The organism is Streptomyces sp. NPDC042336 (genome assembly GCF_055581985.1).
Window position 1 is genome coordinate 177805 of sequence record NZ_JBVJEA010000011.1, and the last position, 20065, is coordinate 197869.

Annotated in this window: 16 protein-coding genes and 1 riboswitch; of the genes, 6 read left to right on the top strand and 10 right to left on the bottom strand. The window is 72.5% G+C overall.

The window, feature by feature from the left end; genetic code table 11:
- Window positions 1–266 precede the first annotated feature (266 nt).
- Window positions 267–2291 carry a DNA helicase RecQ gene (recQ, locus tag ACZ6IM_RS24155; RefSeq protein WP_469558949.1) on the top strand — a complete coding sequence of 675 codons (2025 nt, stop codon included), beginning with the start codon at window positions 267–269 and terminating at the stop codon, window positions 2289–2291.
- A gap of 54 nt (window positions 2292–2345) precedes the next feature.
- On the opposite strand, the gene ACZ6IM_RS24160 is transcribed toward recQ, so the two are convergent.
- The 8 genes from ACZ6IM_RS24160 to fahA form a co-directional block, all read right to left on the bottom strand.
- The gene (locus ACZ6IM_RS24160) at window positions 2346–5066 is read right to left on the bottom strand and encodes a fumarate reductase/succinate dehydrogenase flavoprotein subunit (RefSeq protein ID WP_469558951.1); all 2721 of its coding nucleotides are present in this window, start codon (window positions 5064–5066) and stop codon (window positions 2346–2348) included.
- An 11-nt stretch (window positions 5067–5077) separates the two neighbouring features.
- Window positions 5078–5992 carry an ABC transporter ATP-binding protein gene (locus ACZ6IM_RS24165; RefSeq protein ID WP_469558954.1) on the bottom strand — a complete coding sequence of 305 codons (915 nt, stop codon included), beginning with the start codon at window positions 5990–5992 and terminating at the stop codon, window positions 5078–5080.
- Entirely contained in the window at window positions 5970–6866 is an 897-nt protein-coding gene (locus ACZ6IM_RS24170; protein ID WP_469558957.1) for an ABC transporter permease, read from the bottom strand. The genes ACZ6IM_RS24165 and ACZ6IM_RS24170 overlap by 23 nt, the downstream gene beginning before the upstream one ends.
- On the bottom strand, window positions 6863–8224 hold the full coding sequence (locus ACZ6IM_RS24175; protein ID WP_052839474.1) for an ABC transporter substrate-binding protein: 1362 nt from the start codon (window positions 8222–8224) through the stop codon (window positions 6863–6865). Before ACZ6IM_RS24175 ends, ACZ6IM_RS24170 begins: the two co-directional genes overlap by 4 nt.
- Window positions 8225–8237: 13 nt before the next feature.
- The gene (locus ACZ6IM_RS24180) at window positions 8238–8465 is read right to left on the bottom strand and encodes a 4Fe-4S dicluster domain-containing protein (protein ID WP_030145386.1); all 228 of its coding nucleotides are present in this window, start codon (window positions 8463–8465) and stop codon (window positions 8238–8240) included.
- Between the two features lie 42 nt (window positions 8466–8507).
- Window positions 8508–9296, bottom strand: coding sequence for a GntR family transcriptional regulator (locus ACZ6IM_RS24185; RefSeq protein WP_469558962.1), 789 nt, complete (start codon window positions 9294–9296; stop codon window positions 8508–8510).
- Window positions 9297–9507: 211 nt separating this feature from the next.
- Window positions 9508–10446, bottom strand: coding sequence for a M56 family metallopeptidase (locus ACZ6IM_RS24190; RefSeq protein ID WP_052839476.1), 939 nt, complete (start codon window positions 10444–10446; stop codon window positions 9508–9510).
- 292 nt (window positions 10447–10738) lie between these two features.
- Complete coding sequence (fahA, locus tag ACZ6IM_RS24195) at window positions 10739–11965, bottom strand: fumarylacetoacetase (RefSeq protein WP_469558965.1); 1227 nt, start codon at window positions 11963–11965, stop codon at window positions 10739–10741.
- 388 nt (window positions 11966–12353) lie between these two features.
- Between fahA and ACZ6IM_RS24200 the strand changes: the two genes are divergently transcribed.
- Window positions 12354–13163, top strand: coding sequence for an HAD family hydrolase (locus ACZ6IM_RS24200; RefSeq protein WP_469558968.1), 810 nt, complete (start codon window positions 12354–12356; stop codon window positions 13161–13163).
- A 126-nt stretch (window positions 13164–13289) separates the two neighbouring features.
- On the opposite strand, the gene ACZ6IM_RS24205 is transcribed toward ACZ6IM_RS24200, so the two are convergent.
- Window positions 13290–13790 (bottom strand): transglycosylase SLT domain-containing protein, encoded by a 501-nt coding sequence (locus ACZ6IM_RS24205; protein ID WP_469558971.1) that lies wholly within the window; start codon window positions 13788–13790, stop codon window positions 13290–13292.
- Window positions 13791–13794: 4 nt separating this feature from the next.
- A riboswitch (cyclic di-AMP (ydaO/yuaA leader) is annotated at window positions 13795–13964 on the bottom strand.
- A 737-nt stretch (window positions 13965–14701) separates the two neighbouring features.
- Here ACZ6IM_RS24205 and ACZ6IM_RS24210 point away from each other — a divergent pair.
- The 4 genes from ACZ6IM_RS24210 to ACZ6IM_RS24225 all read left to right on the top strand — a co-directional run bounded on the left by ACZ6IM_RS24210 (window position 14702) and on the right by ACZ6IM_RS24225 (window position 19367).
- Window positions 14702–15712, top strand: a complete 1011-nt coding sequence (locus tag ACZ6IM_RS24210) for a polyprenyl synthetase family protein (RefSeq protein ID WP_052839480.1) — start codon at window positions 14702–14704, stop codon at window positions 15710–15712.
- A 424-nt stretch (window positions 15713–16136) separates the two neighbouring features.
- Complete coding sequence (locus ACZ6IM_RS24215; protein WP_469558974.1) at window positions 16137–17384, top strand: LolA family protein; 1248 nt, start codon at window positions 16137–16139, stop codon at window positions 17382–17384.
- A 62-nt stretch (window positions 17385–17446) separates the two neighbouring features.
- Entirely contained in the window at window positions 17447–18430 is a 984-nt protein-coding gene (locus ACZ6IM_RS24220; protein ID WP_052839482.1) for an ABC transporter ATP-binding protein, read from the top strand.
- Window positions 18417–19367: an ABC transporter permease gene (locus ACZ6IM_RS24225; RefSeq protein ID WP_469558977.1), complete on the top strand. Its 951-nt coding sequence runs from the start codon at window positions 18417–18419 to the stop codon at window positions 19365–19367. The genes ACZ6IM_RS24220 and ACZ6IM_RS24225 overlap by 14 nt, the downstream gene beginning before the upstream one ends.
- Here the strand turns inward: ACZ6IM_RS24225 and ACZ6IM_RS24230 are convergent.
- Window positions 19357–19959 carry a flavodoxin family protein gene (locus tag ACZ6IM_RS24230; RefSeq protein ID WP_052839483.1) on the bottom strand — a complete coding sequence of 201 codons (603 nt, stop codon included), beginning with the start codon at window positions 19957–19959 and terminating at the stop codon, window positions 19357–19359. The genes ACZ6IM_RS24225 and ACZ6IM_RS24230 overlap by 11 nt on opposite strands.
- Window positions 19960–20065 lie beyond the last annotated feature (106 nt).

Genomic DNA, 20065 nt, shown 5'->3' on the forward strand with positions numbered 1-20065 from the left:
AGTCGGGCGTGGACGCCTTCGGTGAGACGCTCATCAGTGCTCCCATGGGACGGAGTCTCGCGGGTGCAATCAGACTGTCCGCCGGAAACGGGCGGGTCTCCCGCGAACGTGTGAACGATCGCCGTGTCCTTGACGCAGGCCGCCTCGGGCAGCCTGTGGATAACTCCGGGGCTGTCGGTGCGGGCCCCTATCGTTGAGGCAGTGGTCGGGGCAGGACGGACCAGACAGACCGGACGGGCGAGGCAGTATCCACGGGGGACCAGACGATGGGCGGGACGGGCGTGATCGGCGAGATGACAGAGACGGCGCAGGTGAGGGACGGGGACAGCGAGGCGCTGGCCACCCTGCACCGGGTCTTCGGGTACGACGCTTTCCGCGGCGAGCAGGAGGCGGTCGTTGAGCACGTGATCGCCGGTGGTGACGCCGTCGTGCTCATGCCCACCGGTGGCGGAAAGTCGCTGTGCTACCAGATTCCGTCCCTGGTCAGGCCCGGGACGGGAATCGTGGTCTCGCCGCTGATCGCATTGATGCAGGACCAGGTCGACGCGCTGCGGGCGCTCGGTGTGCGGGCCGGGTTCATGAACTCCACGCAGGACTTCGACGAGCGGCGCGTGGTGGAAGCGGAGTTCCTCGCCGGCGAGCTGGACCTGCTCTACCTGGCGCCCGAGCGGCTGCGCCTGGACAGCACCCTCGACCTGCTCTCCCGCGGCAAGATCTCCCTCTTCGCCATCGACGAGGCGCACTGCGTCTCCCAGTGGGGCCACGACTTCCGGCCCGACTACCTCGCCCTGTCGCTGCTCGGTGAGCGCTGGCCGGACGTGCCCCGGCTGGCGCTCACGGCGACGGCCACCGACGCCACCCACCGCGAGATCACCGAGCGGCTGAACATGCCGGCGGCGCGGCACTTCGTGGCCAGCTTCGACCGGCCCAACATCCAGTACCGGATCGTGCCGAAGTCCGACCCCAAGAAGCAGCTCCTGAGCTTCCTGCGCGAGGAGCACCCGGGGGACGCGGGCATCGTCTACTGCCTGTCGCGCAACTCCGTCGAGAAGACCGCCGAGTTCCTCTCGCGCAACGGCATCGAGGCGGTGCCCTACCACGCGGGCCTGGACGCGGGCACCCGCGCGGCGCACCAGTCGAGGTTCCTGCGTGAGGAAGGGCTGGTGGTCGTGGCGACCATCGCCTTCGGCATGGGCATCGACAAGCCGGACGTGCGGTTCGTCGCCCACCTGGACCTGCCCAAGTCGGTCGAGGGCTACTACCAGGAGACCGGGCGCGCGGGGCGGGACGGCCTGCCCTCCACGGCCTGGATGGCGTACGGCCTCAACGACGTCATACAGCAGCGCAAGCTGATCCAGTCCGGAGAGGGCGACGAGGCGTTCCGCCGCCGGGCACAGTCCCACCTGGACGCCATGCTCGCCCTGTGCGAGACCGCACGGTGCCGCCGCGGCCAGCTCCTCGCCTACTTCGGACAGGACCCGGACCGGGCCGGCTGCGGCAACTGCGACACCTGCCTGACCCCGCCCGAGACCTGGGACGGCACGGTGGCGGCGCAGAAGGTGCTGTCGACGGTGGTGCGGCTGAAGCGGGAGCGCGGGCAGAAGTTCGGCGCCGGGCAGATCATCGACATCCTGCTGGGCAAGCGCACCGCCAAGGTGATCCAGTTCGACCACGACCAGCTCTCCGTGTTCGGCATCGGCGAGGAGCTGACCGAGGGCGAGTGGCGGGGTGTCGCCCGGCAGCTGCTGGCCCAGGGCCTGCTCGCGGTCGAGGGGGAGTACGGCACGCTGGTGCTGACCGAGACCAGCGGCGAGGTCCTGCGGCGGGAGCGCGAGGTGCCGCTGCGCAAGGAGCCCAAGAAGCCCGCCGCGACCCGGTCGGCGGGCGGCGGACGCGGTGACCGCAAGGCGAAGGCCGCCGCTGCCGAGCTGCCCACGGAGCTGGTCCCCGCCTTCGAGGCGCTGCGTGCCTGGCGCGCGGAACAGGCCCGTGAGCAGGGCGTCCCGGCGTACGTCATCTTCCACGACGCCACCCTCCGGGAGATCGCCACCGTCTGGCCCACCTCGATGGCGCAGCTCGGGGGCATCAGCGGCGTCGGTGAGAAGAAGCTGGCGACGTACGGGGAGGGCGTGATCGAGGTGCTGGCCGGACTGGAGGGACCGGCCACCGTGCCGGCGCCCGCGCCGGACTCTCCGGCCGGCCCTGCCACCGCTTCCGGCTCGCACTCCGGCGCGGACGACTGGCCCGAGCACGAGCCGGAGCCGGAGCCGGAGCCCGACGACTGGATATAGGCACTCGCTGGGACCAGTCCTCCCGGGTCCAGGTCCCTGTGTCCGTCCGCGGCGTCACAACGCCCGGGTCGCGTACGCCCTGACGTCGGCGTCTGTGTCACCGGTGACGGTCGCGAGCGCCGTACGGGCGTCCTCGGTGGTGGCCGTGTGCCGGGTCAGGGCGAGGACGGCCGCCTTGCGGACGTCGGCGTTCCGGTCGGCGAGGGCCTTGGCGAGGACGGGGACCGCACGGCGGGAGTCGGCGGCGGACAGCGCGGTGGCCGCACCCGCCCGCACCTGCCAGGCCGGGTCGGACAGCGCGGTGACCGCACGGGCCGCCAGCGGGGCGGGGCAGCCCGTGTCCGCCAGGGCCGCGAGGGCGGCGCCGCGGACCAGGACGTCGGGGTCCTCGGTGAGCCGGTCGAGGGCACCGCCGGTGCGGGGAGCCGCCCGCAGCGTCCCCAGCGCCTTGGCGACCGCGACCCGCACCTCGCGGGACGAGTCGTCGGCGGCCGGGGAGAGCGACTCCGCGTCGTCCAGCGAGACCAGCCCGCGCACCGCCTCGATGCGCACCGGGACCTCGGGGTCGCCGAGGGCCGCGGCGAACGTGCCGGCGTCGCCCAGCCGCAGGATGCGCAGCAGGTCGAGGGCGGTGGCGCGGACGACCGGGTCGGTCTGGGCCAGTGCTTCGGCGAGGGGCTCGCCCAGGGCGGGTTCGGGCGTCAGCGTCTCGGCCAGTTCACGCAGGGACGCGGCCGCGGCGGAGCGCACCTCGCCGTCGGGATCGGACAGAGCGGCGGCGAGCGCCGGACCGGTACCGGCCGGGACCGTCTCGGTGAGCACGGTGACCGCCGTACGCCGGACGCCCGGTTCGAGGTCGGACAGGTACGGGCGGAGGGCGCCGAGGTCGGGCTCGCTCTCGGCCAGGGCGAGCAGTTCCAGCAGCCTGGGGGAACCGGCGGCGCCCGGCTCGGCGGTCGCGGTGACCGCGGTGGCCGTGGGGGGGACCCCGGTGGCGCGGGGCGCGGCATCGCGGGCCCCGGCCGTCGCCACCTGTTCCGGGTGCACCTCGCCGAGGTGCCGGGAAGGACCGCCGACCGGCGTGAACTCGTCGATCGGCACCAGGTAGGGAGCCACGGGACGAGCCGTGAACTCCATCGCACCGGAGGGGGACTTGTGCAGATCGAGGTGGTGGAACCAGGCCGCGTCGTCGCGCTCGGGGATGTCGACGCGCTCGTGGTAGAGGCCCCAGCGGGACTCCGTGCGGGCCAGGGATGCCCTGGCGGCCATCTCCGCGCAGTCGCGGATGAAGGTGACCTCGGCGCAGCGCATCAGCTCGTGCGGGGTGCGGGCGCCCATCGCCGCGATGTCCGTGCGCATCCGCTCGAAGGACTCCAGGGCGAGCGACAGCCGGGCGCCGGATTTCGGCGGTGCCACGTAGTCGTTGACGAAGCGCCGCAGCTTGTACTCGACCTGGGGCTGCGGCGGGCCGTCGGGGTTGCGCAGCGGGCGGTAGACCAGCTCGTGCGCCTCGCGCAGCTGCTCGGGCGGCAGTTCGCCCGCGTAGGCCGTGTACCGGGCGGCGTCCGCGCCCGCCAAGTCGCCGAAGACGAACGCGCCGATCATGTAGTTGTGCGGTACGCAGGCCAGGTCACCGGCCGCGTAGAGGCGGGGGACGGTGGTGCGGGCGTGGTCGTCGACCCGGACGCCCGAGGCGGAGTGGCCACCGCACAGACCGATCTCGGAGATGTGCATCTCGACGTCGTGGGTGCGGTAGTCGTGCCCGCGGCCCGCGTGGAAGGTGCCGCGGGTCGGCCGTTCGGTGGAGTGCAGGATGGACTCCAGCGCGGAGACCGACTCCTCGGGGAGGTGGCTGAGCTTCAGATACACCGGACCTCGGTCGCTGGCGACCTCCGCCGCGAACTCGGCCATCATCTGGCCCGACCAGTAGTCGGAGTCGACGAAGCGCTCGCCGTGCCGGTTGACCTGGTAACCGCCGAAGGGGTTGGCGACGTAGGCGCAGGCGGGACCGTTGTAGTCCTTGATCAGCGGGTTGATCTGGAAGCACTCGATGCCGGTCAGTTCGGCGCCCGCGTGATAGGCCATGGCGTAGCCGTCACCGGCGTTGGTGGGGTTCTCGTAGGTGCCGTAGAGGTAGCCGGAGGCGGGCAGACCGAGCCGGCCCGCGGCACCGGTCGCGAGGATCACGGCACCCGCGCGGACGGTCACGAACCGCCCCGTGCGGGTGTTGAAGCCCGCCGCGCCCACCGCCCGCCCCTCCGCCGTCAGGACCCGCACCGGCATCACGCGGTTCTCGATGCGGATCCGCTCGCGCATCTCGCGCCGCCGCAGCTGCCGGTACAGGACCTTCTTGACGTCCTTGCCCTCCGGCATCGGCAGCACGTAGGAACCGGAGCGGTGCACCTGGCGGACCGCGTAGTCGCCGTGCTCGTCCTTCTCGAACTTCACGCCGTACGACTCCAGCCGCTGGACCATCGCGAAGCCGCGGGTGGCGGTCTGGCGGACGGTCGACTGGTCGACGATGCCGTCGTTGGCGCGGGTGATCTCGGCGACGTAGTCGTCGGGTTCGGCGCGGCCGGGGACGACGGCGTTGTTGACGCCGTCCATGCCCATGGCGAGGGCGCCGGAGTGGCGGACGTGGGCCTTCTCCAGCAGCAGTACGTCCGCACCGTGTTCGGCGGCGGTCAGCGCGGCCATGGTGCCGGCGGTACCGCCGCCGATGACGAGGACGTCGCAGGTGAGTTCTTCGGCGTCGGTGAGGGCGGGGATCTCCACCAGGTGGCCTTTCAGGTGCCGAGGGATGTCAGGACGTCGCGCCGCAGCGCCACGCGGGCCGGGTCGTCGTGCGCGGTGCGGTCCCGGGGGCGGGGCACGTCGCGTACGGCGATCAGGCGGCCGGCGCCGAGCAGGGCGACGCGGTCTCCGAGGAACAGGGCCTCGTCCACGTCGTGGGTGACGAAGACGACCGTGGCTCCCGTGCCGTGCAGTACCTCCACCAGCAGGTCCTGCATGCCGGCGCGGGTCTGGGCGTCGAGGGCGCCGAAGGGTTCGTCCATCAGGACGGCGCGGGGACGTCCGGCCAGCGCACGGGCCAGCTGGGCGCGCTGGCGCTGTCCCCCGGAGACACGGTGCGGCAGTTGCCCGGCCTGCGCGGCGAGGCCGACCCGCTCCAGCCAGGCCGTCGCCTGTCGCCGGCGTTCGGTGCGGGGCAGGCCCTGGATGGCGAGGGGGAGTTCGACGTTGGCGCGCAGGGTGCGCCAGGGCAGGAGGGCGTCCTCCTGGAAGACCAGTGCCCGGTCCGCGCCCGGGCCGTCCACGGGGCGCCCGTCCTGCTCCGCCGTCCCGGCCAGCGGCGGCAGCAGACCGGCCAGCGTGCGCAGCAGCGTCGACTTGCCGCAGCCCGAGGGCCCGACCACGGTGAGGATCTCGCCGCGGGAGACGTCGACGTCCACACCGCTCACCGCGGCGGCGTCCGGGCGTCCGAGGATGGCGTCGCGCAGCGTGAGCCGGGTGCCGCGGGGCGACGTCCCGGCGCCGGCCGACGGACGGGCCCCGGCACCGGTCCCGACCCGAGCCCCGATCCCAGCCCCGGCACCAGTCCCGGCCCCGGCACCAGTCCCGGCCCCAGCACCGGTCTCAGTGGACCCGGTCCCGGCGCCGGTCCCGGTGGTCCCGGTCTCAGTCTCGGACGAGGTGCTCATCGCGTGCCTCCTCGGGGTGGGCGCGGGTGTCCTCGGGTACGGCGGCGCGGGCGGGCGCCGCCGCCGCGCCGGGCCGCGCGGGGTTCGGACGGGTGGCGGGGGCGTACGCCGTGCGCGGCAGCCAGCGGGTCAGGCGGCGGCCCAGCAGTTCCACGGCCGTGGAGGTCAGCCAGCCGAGCACACCGATGGTGACCATGCCGACGAAGACGCCCGGGTAGTCGATCACCGTGTAGTCCTGCCAGGTGCGGTATCCCACGCCGTATTGACCGGAGATCATCTCGGCGGAGATCACACAGATCCACGAGACGCCGATGCCGACCGACAGACCACCGAAGACGCCGGGCAGCGCGCCCGGCAGGACCACCGAGCCGAGGATCCGCCACCGGCCGCCGCCCATGGTGCGGACCGCCTCCTCCCACACGGGGGTCAGTGCGCGCACCGCGTGCCGGGTGGAGACCAGGACGGGGAAGAAGGCGGCGGCGCAGGTGATGAAGACGATGCCCTGCTCGTTGGAGGGGAAGAGGAGGATCGCCACCGGGACGAGGGCGATGGCGGGAATGGGCCGGATCACTTCGAGGACCGGGCCGAGCAGGTCCTCGGCCAGCCGCGAGCGGGCCACCAGCACGCCCGTGGCCACGCCCAGGACTGCGGCGAGCAGGAAGCCGGTGAGGATGCGGGTCAGGCTGTCGGTGAGGTCGGTCCAGTAGTCGGGCCCCGCCAGCCGGTCGGCGAAGGTGTGGGCCACGTCGGTGACGGTGGGGAACTGCGAGAAGCGCAGCCACAGGTCGATGTCCTGGCTTGTCACCAGCTGCCACAGCCCCAGGGCGGCGGCGAGCGAGGCGATTCGCAGCGCGTACCGGGCGGAGCGCTTCACGACGCCCGCTCCAGTGCCTCGGCGTACGGGACGACGCGCGCTCCGCCGTGCCCGGCGACGTATGCCCGCGCGGTCTCCGGGGCGACGAAGGGCAGCAGGTCACCGCCGTCGGCCACCCACACCGCCTGGTCGGCGAACCACAGGGTGCCGGTGGTGGTGTCGGGGACGTAGGCGGCACGGACCTCGTCGCGGTGTCCGGCCACGTGCCGCAGCAGCGCGGTGGGGGAGGAGAAGGAGAGCGTCTTCCGCGCGCCCTTGGGCCAGACCTCGCCGGCCGGTTCCGGGGGCGTGGCGGCGAGCCGCTCGGCGTACTCGGCCGGTCCGAGCGCCTTCTTCACGTACTGGTCGTCGACGAAGGCGTCCACGTCCACGTCGCCGGTGAGTTTCGCGTCCTTGAGGACCGAGACGTCCTCCTTCAGGGCTGCGACGAGCTGCGGCTTGATCGCCGGGTCGAAGGTGGCGATGCCCTGGGCGCCGTTGTAGAGGTAGACGGTCTCGGCGGGCAGGCCGGTGGCCTTCGCGACCTTCTCGGCGGCGGCCACGGGATGCGCGTCCAGATAGTCGGTCGCCTGCGTCTGGGCCTTCAGGAACGCCTCCAGCACGGCGGGGCGCTTCTTCGCGAAGTCCTCGACGGCGGTGACCCCGTGGAAGGTGGGCAGGTTCAGCTGCGCCCCGTCGTACAGAGCCTTGGCCTTGCCCTGGTGCGCGAGCAGGCCGGGCCAGGCGACGAACTGCGACAGGGCGTCCGCGCTTCCCGCGTCCAGGGCCGAGGCGCCCACGGCGGGCTGCTGGTTGAGCTTCTCGATGTCCTCGGCGGGATCGAGACCGGCGCGTTGCAGGGCGCGTACGAGGGTCCCGTCGGCGGCCGAGCCGACGCTCGTCGAGACCTTCCTGCCCTTGAGGTCCTTCAGGGAGGTGAGAGAGGAACCGGGTGGGACGACGATGGTGTTGAGGCCGCCGCGGAGGTTGTAGCCGGTGACCGAGACCAGGCGGGTCGGCTTGCCGAGCTGCTTGCCGCGGGCCGCGTTGATGAGCAGGGGGAAGTCGCCCATCGAGCCGATGTCGATCTTCCCCGCGGTCATCTGGGCGGTGATGGGCGCGCCGGTCGCGTAGTCCTGCCAGTCGACCTTGTAGGTGACGCCGTCGCCGAGGGAGTTGAGCTGTTTCTCGAAGTAGCCGAGGGAGCGCAGGAGGGTGCCGGCGGTGACCGTGTTGATCGTCCTGGACTGGTAGCCGACCGTCACGGTGACCGTGGAGCCGTCCCCGTCGGCGGAGGCGTCTCCGCCGCAGGCGGTGAGGGAGAGGAGCAGGGCCACGGCGGCCGCGGCGGCGGGGAGTGCGGTGCGTTTCGCCTTCATGGGAGTCGGCCTCTCACCGGAGCAGGTAGGGCATGTTGACCGTGACCGCCCCGGTGGGGCAGCGGGCGGCGCACGGGCCGCAGTACCAGCACTCGTCGACGTGCATGTACGCCTTGCCGTTGCGCTCGTCGATGGCGAGGGAGTCCAGCGGGCACATGTCCACGCAGAGCGTGCAGCCTTCGATGCACTTCGACTCGTCGATGGTCACGGGCACGTCGGCCCGCTGGGGCGCCAAGGGCATGGCTGTCTCCAGGGAGGGTGCGCGAAAAGGGGGTTCAGCGGGTCACAGGGACCGGTGCAGCAGGCCGCTCATGGCGATGCGGTCGCCGCGGAAGCGGACGAACTCCAGGTCGACCGGGCGGCCGTCGGCGAGGTGGGTGAGCCGTTCCAGCATGAGGACCGCCGTGCCGCGCGGTGCCTCCAGTACGGCGGCGGAGTGCGCGTCGGCGGTGACGGCCTCCAGGGTGATCTCGGCGTGGCCGAGCGGCTTGCCGGTGACGGACTCCAGGAGCCGGAACACGTCGGTGTTCTCCAGGTCCGCGCCGAGCAGGGCGGTCCCGATGTCGAGGGGGAGGTAGGTGAGGTCCAGGGAAAGGGGGACGCCGTTGAGACGGCGCAGGCGTTCGATGTAGAGGACGTCGGCGCCGGGTGGGACGCGGAGGCGTTCGGCGACCGGTGCGGGGGCCGGGACGGGGACGGTGGTGCGGACCTCGTTGGTGACGCGGCCGTGTTCGTGCAGGGTCTCCGCGAGGCCCATCAGGCGGTCCAGTCCGTGGGCGTACTTGCGGGCCACGACCACCGTGCCGATGCCGGGCTGGCGGGCCACGAGCCCTTCGGCGCGCAGCAGGTCGAGCGCCTGGCGGACGGTGTTGCGGGTGGTGTCGTAGTCGGCGGCGAGGGTGTCCTCGTGCGGGAGGGTGCCGTCGGGGAAGGCGTCGTCGAGCAGCTGACGGCGGAGCAGGTCGGCCAGTTGACGGGCCCGGTCGGCGCGCAACCGGCGCCGCGTGCGGTGGGCGGCGACGGTGGTCGCACCCTGGCCGGCGTGGTCTCGGATGCGGTCGGTGGGCGGCATGGCTGGAACCATACCTATCCGGTGGGATTAGTGGTGTTGCGGGAATGTTGCGCCACCTGGGGCTCCGCCGGTTGCGGGGGTGAGCTGGGGGTTTCTCCTGGGAACGGAGGAGATCCGCCACCGGGGTCCGCACGGCGCGGGGCGTGGGGGTTCACGCATCCCCGCTTGCAGCCGGGCGCCGTGGCGACTGCCCGCAGCCGGATGGCCGCGGCTATGTCAAGGCCGTCAGGCCCGGAGCGAAGGTGATCAGGAGGGGGAGGAGAGGGACCAGGGCGGCGGTCGCCGTGGTCAGGGCGCGATGGCGGCGGGGCAGGCGGGGCCGGGGCTCCAGGAGGCGGTCGACCCGTTCGCCGAGGAGGCGGTGGCTGGAGGCGCAGGACAGGACGCCGCGGTGCTGGTTCAGCTCGATCAGGGCCAGCGCGGTGGTCAGGTGGCCGCAGCGCCGGGAGGCGGTGTCGTCGGCCGAGAGTTCGACCAGGCGGTGGGTCTGGTCGCAGAAGTGGGCGAAGAGCGGGACGCTCGGGAATCCGGTGGCCAGGGCGGTCGACAGATGCAGCAGCCAGTCGTGGCGGGCCCGGGCGTGGCCGCGCTCGTGGGTGAGCACGGCGTCCAGCTGATGGTCGGTGAGGCGGTGCAGGGCACCGGTGGTGACGATCAGCTGCGGCGGGCTGCCGGGCATCCACCAGGCGTCCGGGTACTCGTCCTCCAGTACCAGCAGGGGCCCGCGGGCGGCGGGGAGTCCGGCGGGCAGGTCGGGGGCGCGCTCGCGCAGATGGGCGCGGGACCGGGCGCGCCGGCGGCGGGCCTCGACGAGTTCGCGCACGAGCATCGCGGTCGTCCAGGCGGCACCGGCCGCCAGCAGCAGGGTGAGGACGGCCGCCCAGACCGGACCGGCGGAGAGGTTGTACGCCGCGGTCACCGCGGGCGGCGCCGGTGCGAAGAGCTGGGTGCGGACGGTCCCGAAGACGGCCGTGGCACCGAGGACGAGAGCCGTCAGACAGCACAGCAGCACGGTGGCGACCAGGCACTGCCACACCCACAGCCCGACCACCGGGTCCCGCTCGGGCCACGCCGAACGGGTCAGCGCGCGCGGCACCGGCACCGCGGCGGTCACGGCGACGACGAACAGCAGGAGCAGGCAGACGGTCATGCCACTGGCTCCGGATCCTGGTCGAAGGATGGGCGGCTCTGGCTGTACAGGGCGGTGCTGGGGCTGCGCCGGGCCGTGCCGTGCGCGCGCACCGCCCGACGCCAGTATGACGGGGTCGGGCGGTGCGAGTCAGGTGTCGGCGGGCACCGGTTCCGGAATTCGTGCCCCAGCCAACCGGTCGCAGGGAACCTCCGGGCCGCACGCGCCACCGTGCTCGCCGCGCGCGCCACCGTGCTCGCCGCGCGCGCCACCGCACTCGCCGCGCGCGCCATCGGGCCTCCCCCGCGCCCGGTCAGACGTCCCGCCCGACCACCCGCCCGGTCACCTCGCCCAGCCCGACCCGGACCCCGTTCGGCCCCGGGGCCCAGGCCGAGAGGGTCACCACGTCCCCGTCCTCCAGGAACGTCCGCTTGCCGTCGGGGAGTTCCAGCGGGTCGCGGCCGTTCCAGGTCAGTTCGAGCAGCGACCCCCGCTCCCGCTCGGCCGGCCCGCTCACCGTGCCCGAGCCGTAGAGGTCGCCGGTGCGCAGCGAGGCGCCGTTGACCGTCATGTGGGCCAGCTGCTGGGCGGCCGTCCAGTACATGGTGGAGAACGGCGGCTCGGAGACGACGTGGCCGTTGACGGCGACGGAGATCCGCAGGTCGTAGCCGCCGGGGCCGTCCTGGTCGTCGTGCGTGTCGTCCAGGTAGGGCAGCAGCTCGTGGGTGCGCTCGGGCGGCGCCACCCGGGCCTCGTCCAGGGCGTCCAGCGGCGTGATCCACGCCGAGACCGACGTGGCGAAGGACTTGCCGAGGAACGGGCCGAGGGGCACGTACTCCCAGGCCTGGACGTCCCGCGCGGACCAGTCGTTGAGCAGGCAGAGCCCGAAGACGTGCCCGCGGAAGTCGCCGAGCGCCACCGGAGTGCCCGGCTCGGAGGGCACGCCCACCACGAAGCCGACCTCGGCCTCGATGTCGAGGCGGACGGACGGGCCGAAGACGGGAGCGGCGTCGGCCGGCGCCTTGCGCTGCCCGGAGGGGCGTACGACGTCCGTGCCGGACACGACGACCGTGCCGGAGCGGCCGTGGTAGCCGATCGGCAGGTGCTTCCAGTTCGGGGTGAGGGAGTCGGCGGCGTCGGGGCGGAAGATCCGGCCGACGTTGCGGGCGTGGTTCTCGGAGGCGTAGAAGTCGACGTAGTCGGCGACCTCGAAGGGCAGGTGCAGGGTCACCGACGCCAGCGGATGGAAGAGCGGCTCCAGGACCTCGCGGTGGGAGGGGACGGTCACCCACGCCGTCAGCGCCCGCCGCACGTCCGACCACGCCGTGCGCCCGGCCGCCAGCAGCGGGTTGAGGGTGGGCCGGGCGAGCAGGGACGCGTACGGCGATCCCAGCGCGTGGGCCGCCGCGCCCGCGTCGAGGACGTGGTCGCCGAGCCGGACGCCCACCGTCCGCTCGCGCGAGCCGGGGATCGAGAACACGCCGTACGGAAGGTTGTGCGGGCCGAAGGGGTCGCCCTCGGGGACATCGAAGGGGGGCATCGGGTGCTGCCTCGCTTTCGTGCTCGCCATGTGCGCCGTGTCTGCGCTGTGCTGGTCGGGCCACACGTTACGGCTGACATGCCGGTCTTGGGCAGTGCGGCGGAAGGTGGCGGCACACGTCTGCGTCCGCCGTTCGAGCGGCCCCCGGTCACCTTCCCCTGAACAGACGGAAGGCACCTCCGGGACCGCCCGGAAGACGGGCGCCGGGCCATGTCGTCGCCAACCGGTGCAGAGGCCCTGAAGCGGCTTTAGCCGATGATGTGTCAGGTTTCGGGCACGAACGGACGCCCTCGTGCATCCTCGTTCCGGTCCGAACGCACTCGCTACGCCCTCGTTCGGAAGCGGTCACGGGTGAGTCGGACGGGTGCGGTGTCCGTATTCTCTGATCATGGACCGCACCGCATATTCACTCGTCGCCACCGACCTGGACGGCACGCTGCTCCGAGGCGGCGACACCGTCTCCGACCGGTCGCTGGCCGCGCTGGCGCGGGTCGCCGGGGCGGGTGCCCGGCACCTGGTGGTGACGGGGCGGCCGGCGCCCCGGGTGCGCCCCCTGCTCGACCGGCTCGGCTGCACGGGACTCGCGGTGTGCGGGCAGGGCGCGCAGGTGTACGACGCCGGGGCGCACCGGATGCTCTGGTCGGTCACCCTGGACCGGGAGCTGGCCGAGACCGCGCTCGGCAAGATCGAGGCCGAGGTGGGTCAGGTGCATGCCGCCGTCGACCAGGACGGCGTCGACGGGCTGACGCTCATCGAGCCGGGCTACCTGATGCCCCACCCGACGCTGCCCGCGGTGCGCGTCGGGCGGCGTGAGCAGCTGTGGTCCAGGCCGATCAGCAAGGTGCTGCTGCGCCACCCCGAGCTGACCGACGACGAACTGGCGGCGACGGCGCGCGCGGTGGTCGGTTCCCTCGCGACGGTCACCATGTCGGGGCCCGGCACGGTGGAGCTGCAGCCGTGCGGCATCACCAAGGCGACCGGCCTGGCGCTGGCCGCCGAGCACCTCGGCCTGGAGCGGCGGCGGACGATCGCCTTCGGGGACATGCCCAACGACATCCCGATGTTCCACTGGGCGGCCCACGGCGTCGCCATGGCCGGCGCCCACCCCGAACTCAAGGCGGTGGCCGACGAGGTCACCACGACGAACGAGGACGACGGCGTGGCCGTCGTCCTCGAGCGGATCTTCGGTACTTCGTGACGCGCCACCGCTCAGCGCGCCACCGCTCGGTGCGCCACCGAGGGCTGCGCCACCGCTCAGCGCGCCACCGAGGGCTGCGTCACCATGGCCGCGTCACCGGTGGGTGCGCCACCACGCGGGTACGGCTCAGTACGCGCTGAAGACGTTGTCCATCGAGCCGTAGCGGTCGGCCGCGTAGTTGCAGGCGGCGGTGATGTTGGCGACCGGGTCGTACGGGTCCCATGAGGTGCCGGGCACGTGGTACGCCTGGAAGGTCGGGTCGATCACCTGGAGCAGGCCCTTGGACGGGGTGCCGTTGACGGCGTTGATGTCCCAGTTGTTGATGGCGAGCGGGTTGCCGGAGGACTCCCGCATGATGTTGCGGTGAATGCCCTCGTAGGTCCCGGGGATGCCGTGCTGGGCCATGATGTCGAGCGACTCACGGATCCAGCCGTCGAGGTTGTCCGGGTACGTCGTGGCCGCCGTGGTGGCGGTCGTGGCGGCGGCCGGGGTGGCCGGGGTGGCCGCGGAGGCGGTGGCGGCGCCGATGAGCGGCAGCGCGAGCACCGCGGCACCGGTGCCGGCCACGGCGAGCTTGCGGGCGAGGCGGCTGGTGCGGGCGTGACGGTTCTGACCGTTGGCAGACATGCAGTGTCCCTCTCCTTACGCCTACGAGGTGAGCTGTCGGGTTCGGGCGGGGAGGTGCCCGGCCGTGCCCTGACGGGTACGGCTTCACCCCTAGCCGCTCCGGTGGTGACCGGTGCGGCGACTTACCTTGGGTCCCCCGCTCCTGCCTGCGAGTTTGTTGGGTGGATGACTGTGCGACGGGCGGTGGCAGGATTCGGCGTCCACCCGACAGGCCGGGAACGTATGCGAGAGCACATGTTCGGAACAAGTGCAGGAATCACCCCACGTGCCTGTTGACCTTGGTCTGAGGCATTTGAGGCTCTTGATCCTTTGCTGTTGCCAAGCCTCAACTGGCTTGCGGGGCAAAGGGAGGGCACAGGTTCGGAAGGGGTTGCCTGTGGGCGGTTCGGAGTGAGCCAACTCACTGGCCTCAACAAGCATGGCAAAACGGGCATTCATCTCAACCATGCGTCAACCGGCCACGGGTGGCGACGGCTTCGGGTGTCGAGTCGCGGGTGGAGGGAAGCGGGGTGGGGAGTGGGTGGCCGCGGAGGTGCCTTTCGCGCCTGCCGGGAGGGTGGGCGCGGACCGGCGCGAGTGCGTGTGGACCGGTGCGGACCGCCTCGGGCGCGTGGGTCGATCGGGTGACGTTCTCGAAGTGCGGGCCGTTGGGAGGGGTGGTGGGATCTTCGGTGGCGGCTTCCGGCTCGTTCGCGCTCCCGGTCCGGCTCATCCCTCTGGCGCTATCAATCAAAATCTGCTCATATCACCTGATCAAAAACATACCGTTCATGATCCGATACCGACCAGCCTGTAACGGTGGGCGCTAGCGGTGATCGAAAGGTGACCGGATACGCTGACTTGAGTGGTGGCAGCGACCTATCGACAAACCAGGTAATCGCCAGTAGACACCAGCAGACAGGAGACCCCTCGTGACCGTCGTCGGGCCGTTCGGGCTGAGCGTGCGGGACCAGGCTCTGGAAGCCGATGTCCAGGCCGGATTGGTTGCTGTCGAGGAAGGGTTGCTTGAGGCAACCAAAAGCGAGGTGCCGTTCATCACGGAGGCCGCCCAGCACCTGGTGCGGGCCGGCGGGAAACGGTTCCGGCCGCTGCTGGTGATGCTCTCGGCCCAGTTCGGCGACCCCTACGCCCCCGGGATCGTGCCCTCGGCCGTGGTCGTGGAGCTGACCCACCTCGCCACGCTGTACCACGACGACGTGATGGACGAGGCCGCCGTGCGCCGCGGGGTGCCCAGCGCGAACACCCGCTGGGGCAACTCGGTCGCGGTCCTCACCGGCGACTTCCTGTTCGCCCGCGCCTCGCAGATCCTCGCCGACCTCGGCCCCGAGGCGGTCCGCGTCCAGGCCCTCGCGTTCGAGCGGCTGGTCACCGGTCAGATCCTGGAGACGGCCGGCCCGCAGGACGGCCGCGACCCGGTCGACCACTACCTGGACGTACTGGGCGGCAAGACGGGCTCGCTGGTGGCGGTCTCCTGCCGGTTCGGCGCGATGATGTCCGGCGCCGACGAGACGGTGGTGGACGTGCTGACCCAGTACGGCGAGCGGCTCGGCGTCGCCTTCCAGCTCGCGGACGACGTCCTGGACATCGCCTCCGACTCCGACGAGTCCGGCAAGACGCCCGGCACGGACCTGCGCGAGGGCATTCCCACGCTGCCGGTACTGCGGCTGCGCGAGCGGGCGGCCCGGCTGGGGCTCGCCGAGGACATCGCGCTGTGCGAGCTGCTCGACTCCGACCTGAGCGACGACGCGCGGCACGCCGAGGCGCTGCGCCTGCTGCGCGCCCACCCCGCGCTGGAGCAGGCCCGCCGGGACACCGTCCGGTACGCCAAGGACGCCCGGGCCGCGCTGGCTCCGCTGCGGGAGTGCGACGCCAAGGCCGCGCTGATCGAGCTGTGCGACGCGGTGGTCCACCGGGCCGGCTGACCGCCCGGCGGCCCGGCGTGCGCCGGCCGTCGCGTGTCGTCCGTCGTCCGGTCGGTCCGTCGTCCGGTCGGTCGTCGGGTGTGTCGCCCGTCGCGTGTGGTCCGTCGCCCGTCGCCTGCCCGTCGTCCGTCGCGTGCCGCCATCCGTGATGTGTGTCACGCACGCGACCGTCCGCTGCCGGGCGGCGCTGTCGATTGGCGTACACCGCCCCCTACGGGCCGGGGGAGTCGGCACCCCTGCGTGTCATCCCGCAGGAGTAGGCGGAGTTGAGCCCGCGGTCTGACGCTTGTGCTCCGGTGATTTGGTCAGATGGACACCACGGAAAAACACCAATCCTCACCGATTCGGGTGAGAATGGCGGCTCACGGGTGAACGAGTGCGAGGTCGCGAGACAGCCGCCGCCGACGACGGAGGTAGGGCACACATGGCACCGATCGATTCCGACGACAACACGACCGCCGGGGAGGGCGAGGAGCTGCGGGCCGGACGGCGCAAGGCCGCGCGGTACGTCGTCCCGGTCGCGGTGATGGGGGTGGCGGCCGCGACGATCGGGCTCGTCCCCGCGCTCGCCGACTCCGGCGACCCCGACCTGCCGAAGGTCACGGCGGAGCAGCTCATAGAGAAGATCGCCAAGTCGGACGTCCAGCAGCTGTCCGGCACGGTGCGCATCAACACCGACCTGGGACTGCCGGACCTCGGCGGACTGGAGAGCGGCCTGATGTCCGGAATGTCCGGTGGTCCGGGCTCCGGCGAGGACGGCGAGGGCTCCGCCGCCGACCCCTCGGCCAAGCTCACCGAGCTGGTGTCCGGCAGTCACACGCTGCGCGTCGCGGCCGACGGCCCCGACCGGCAGAAGCTCTCCCTGCTGGAGAACGCCGCCGAGTACAGCCTGATCCACAACGGCAAGGACGTCTGGGGCTACGACAGCCGGTCCAACGAGGTCTACCACTCCACCGCCGCCGACGGCGCCGAGCGGCCGGGCAAGGACGTGCCGGGCAAGGACGTGCCGGCCACCCCGAAGGACTTCGCCGACCAGGCGCTCAAGGCGGTCGACGACACCACGTCGGTGACCGTCGGCGGCACCGCCCAGGTGGCCGGCCGGGACGCCTACCGCTTGGTCGTCGAGCCCAAGCAGGGCGGTTCCACGATCGGTGCGATCACCGTGGCCGTGGACGCCGAGACCGGCACCCCGCTGAAGTTCACCCTGACCCCGGCGAGCGGCGGCGCCGCCGTCGTGGACGTGGGCTTCACCAAGGTCAGCTTCGCGAAGCCGGACGCGTCGACGTTCGACTTCACGCCGCCCGAGGGAGCCAAGGTCACCGAGGCCGACGAGACCGGCGAGCGGGCCAAGACCCCGGAGCGCGGACGCGAGGCCGAGGGCGGCCTGGCCAAGGAGCTGGACGGCCTCAAGGTCATCGGCGAGGGCTGGAACTCGATCGCCGCCTTCGACACCGGCGCCGGGGGCGGCCTGCCCACGGGCTCCACGGGCGGCGACCTCGGGGCCCTCGGCGGCTTCCTCGGCTCCTTCGGAGACCAGGTCAAGGGCGACTTCGGCTCGGGCACGGTCTTCAAGACCCGCCTGGTCAACGCGCTGATCACGGACGACGGCAAGGTCTACGCCGGCGCGGTCACCAAGGACGCGCTGGTGAAGGCGGCCGACGCCGCGAAGTAGCAGAAGCAGGACCCGCCCAGCATCCCCAGCCGGACGGCGAAGAGGACGAAGAGAGGGAGCCGATGGCCGAAGCGTCCGCCACGGAGCCGGAGCGCCCGGACCGGGACCGCGCCGATGACGCCGTCATCGCCACCCGCGGGCTCACCAAGCGCTACCGCGGCGGACAGCTCGCCGTCGACGGTCTGGACCTGACCGTCCCGGCGGGCAGCGTCTTCGGCTTCCTCGGCCCGAACGGCTCGGGCAAGACCACCACCATCCGCATGCTGATGGGCCTGATCGAACCCACCTCGGGCAGCGTCCGGGTCCTCGGCCGGCCCATGCCGCGCGCGTCCCGCGCCGTACTGCCCCGGGTCGGCGCCCTCATCGAGGGTCCGGCCCTGTACGGCTTCCTCTCCGGGCGCGACAACCTGCTGCGCTACGACGCCGCCGACCCGACCGCCGACCCGCGCACCCGGCGCCGGCGCGTCGCCGCGGCGCTGGACCGGGTGGGCCTCGCGGCCGCCGGCGGCAAGAAGGCGAAGGCGTACTCGCTCGGCATGAAGCAGCGGCTGGGTCTCGCCGCGGCGCTGCTCCAGCCGCGCCGACTGCTCGTCCTGGACGAACCGACCAACGGACTCGACCCCCAGGGCATGCGCGAGATCCGCACCCTCGTACGCGAACTGGCCTCGGACGGCACCACCGTCTTCCTCTCCTCCCACCTGCTGGACGAGATCGAGCAGGTGTGCACGCACGCAGCCGTGATGGCGCAGGGGCGGTTGATCACCCAGGGCGCGGTCGCCGACCTGGCGGCCGGGGCGCGCGGACGCCTGGTGGTGACGACGCCGGACGCTGGGGACGCAGCCCGGGTGCTGAAGGAGCAGGGGGCCGCGGACGTGGTCGTCGACGGGGAGCGGGTGACGGCGGAGCCGCCGGAGCGCGACCTCGCCGAGGTGAACGAGGCGCTGGTCGCGGCCCGGGTCCGGGTCCGGGGCTTCGTGCTGGAGCGGGCCTCGCTGGAGGACGCGTTCGTGGCGCTGACCGGGGAGGGCTTCGATGTCGCGGGCTGACGTGCACGGCGAACCGGTGGGGGAGGCCGGGGTGGGGCCGACCGAGGCGGCGGCGCCGGACGTGGTGCCGGGCCGGGGTGCGGCGCGGGCACCGAGTCCGCTGTGGTCCCTCGGACTGCTCCGCAGCGAGCTGCTGACCGTCTTCCGGCGCTGGCGGACGCTCGCCCTGCTGGCCGTGCTCGCGGCCGTGCCGGTCCTGGTGGGCATCGCCGTGAGGATCGAGACGAGCGACGGGTCCTCGCTCGGCGGGGGTGGCGGCGGCGAGGGGCCGGCGTTCATCTCGCAGATCAGCAACAACGGGCTGTTCCTGGTCTTCACCGCGCTCGCCGCGACCCTCCCGTTCTTCCTGCCGATGGCCATCGGCGTCGTCGCGGGCGACGCGATCGCGGGCGAGTCGAGCGCGGGCACGCTCCGCTACCTCCTGGTCGCCCCGGCCGGGCGCTCCCGGCTGCTGCTCACCAAGTACGCGACGGTGATCGCCTTCTGCCTCGCCGCCACCCTGGTGGTCGCGGTCTCGGCGCTCGCGGTCGGCGCGCTGCTGTTCCCGGTCGGTGACCTGGTCACCATCTCCGGCACCCGCATCACCTACGCCGAGGGGCTGGGCCGGGCGCTGTTGATCGCCCTGGTCGTGGCCGCCTCACTCGTCGGCATCGCGGCCCTGGGGCTGTTCGTCTCCACCCTGACGGGCAGCGGCATCGCGGCGATGGCCACCACGGTCGGCCTGCTGATCACCGTCCAGATCCTCGACCAGATCCCGCAGCTCGACGCCCTCCAGCCGTACTTCTTCTCGCACTACTGGCTCTCCTTCGCCGACGTGATGCGCGAACCGGTCTACTGGGACGACCTGGTGAAGAACCTCGGCCTCCAGGCCCTGTACGCGGCGGTCTTCGGCTCCGCGGCCTGGGCCCGGTTCACGACGAAGGACATCACCGCGTAGCGCCGGCGTCCGCCTCCTCGTACGGGAAGCGGGCGAACGGCGCCTGACGGGCGAAGAAGGTCTTGGCGCGGGCCAGCGCCTCCGTGTCCCGCAGGACGTCACCGGGCTTGCTGCCGTTGCCGAGCAGCACCCCGCCGAAGCGCATGCCCATGTAGGCCGCTGAGTGGTGCAGTGCGCCGATCAGCGGGTCCGCGACCTCCCGCTCCTCGTGGGCGAGCGCGGTGACGCCCCACAGGGTGCGGCCGGCCAGGGTCGCCTTGAAGTCGAGGCCAGGGGTGCGCAGCCAGCCGGACCAGTGGTCGAGGTAGCGCTTGACCGGTGTGGACAGCGTGTACCAGTACAGCGGTGAGGCGATCACGATGTCCGTGGCGGCGAGGGTCGCGTCGAGCAGCAGGCGCGCGTTGCCCTCCGTGGGGCGCGTGTGGTCGCTGTCGTGCCGCAGGTCCTCGAACTCCGGCAAGGGGTGCCGGGCCAGGTCGATCCAGTGCTGCTCGACGCCCGCGGGCAACTGCTCGGCAGCGCGGCGGGCGAGCAACTCGGTGTTGCCGTCGGGGCGGGTGCTGCCCGGCAGGAAGAGGAAGCGGCGCGTCATGATGACCCCAAGGTCGTTCGGCGATAGACGGTAACCTGCGTACGCATTATATGCACACGCATCGATACTCGTCATGCATGCGCGGCCACCGCCCGGCGTGACCTCC

Bases quoted from the DNA above. Each gene is read 5' to 3' on its own strand.
- ACZ6IM_RS24215 (WP_469558974.1), top strand. From the start codon at position 16,137: ATGGCACCGATCGATTCCGACGACAACACGACCGCCGGGGAGGGCGAG.
- ACZ6IM_RS24190 (WP_052839476.1), bottom strand. From the start codon at position 10,446: ATGACCGTCTGCCTGCTCCTGCTGTTCGTCGTCGCCGTGACCGCCGCG.
- ACZ6IM_RS24200 (WP_469558968.1), top strand. From the start codon at position 12,354: ATGGACCGCACCGCATATTCACTCGTCGCCACCGACCTGGACGGCACG.
- ACZ6IM_RS24180 (WP_030145386.1), bottom strand. From the start codon at position 8,465: ATGCCCTTGGCGCCCCAGCGGGCCGACGTGCCCGTGACCATCGACGAG.
- ACZ6IM_RS24225 (WP_469558977.1), top strand. From the start codon at position 18,417: ATGTCGCGGGCTGACGTGCACGGCGAACCGGTGGGGGAGGCCGGGGTG.
- ACZ6IM_RS24175 (WP_052839474.1), bottom strand. From the start codon at position 8,224: ATGAAGGCGAAACGCACCGCACTCCCCGCCGCCGCGGCCGCCGTGGCC.
- ACZ6IM_RS24165 (WP_469558954.1), bottom strand. From the start codon at position 5,992: ATGAGCACCTCGTCCGAGACTGAGACCGGGACCACCGGGACCGGCGCC.
- fahA (WP_469558965.1), bottom strand. From the start codon at position 11,965: ATGCCCCCCTTCGATGTCCCCGAGGGCGACCCCTTCGGCCCGCACAAC.
- ACZ6IM_RS24185 (WP_469558962.1), bottom strand. From the start codon at position 9,296: ATGCCGCCCACCGACCGCATCCGAGACCACGCCGGCCAGGGTGCGACC.
- ACZ6IM_RS24205 (WP_469558971.1), bottom strand. From the start codon at position 13,790: ATGTCTGCCAACGGTCAGAACCGTCACGCCCGCACCAGCCGCCTCGCC.
- recQ (WP_469558949.1), top strand. From the start codon at position 267: ATGGGCGGGACGGGCGTGATCGGCGAGATGACAGAGACGGCGCAGGTG.
- ACZ6IM_RS24220 (WP_052839482.1), top strand. From the start codon at position 17,447: ATGGCCGAAGCGTCCGCCACGGAGCCGGAGCGCCCGGACCGGGACCGC.
- ACZ6IM_RS24230 (WP_052839483.1), bottom strand. From the start codon at position 19,959: ATGACGCGCCGCTTCCTCTTCCTGCCGGGCAGCACCCGCCCCGACGGC.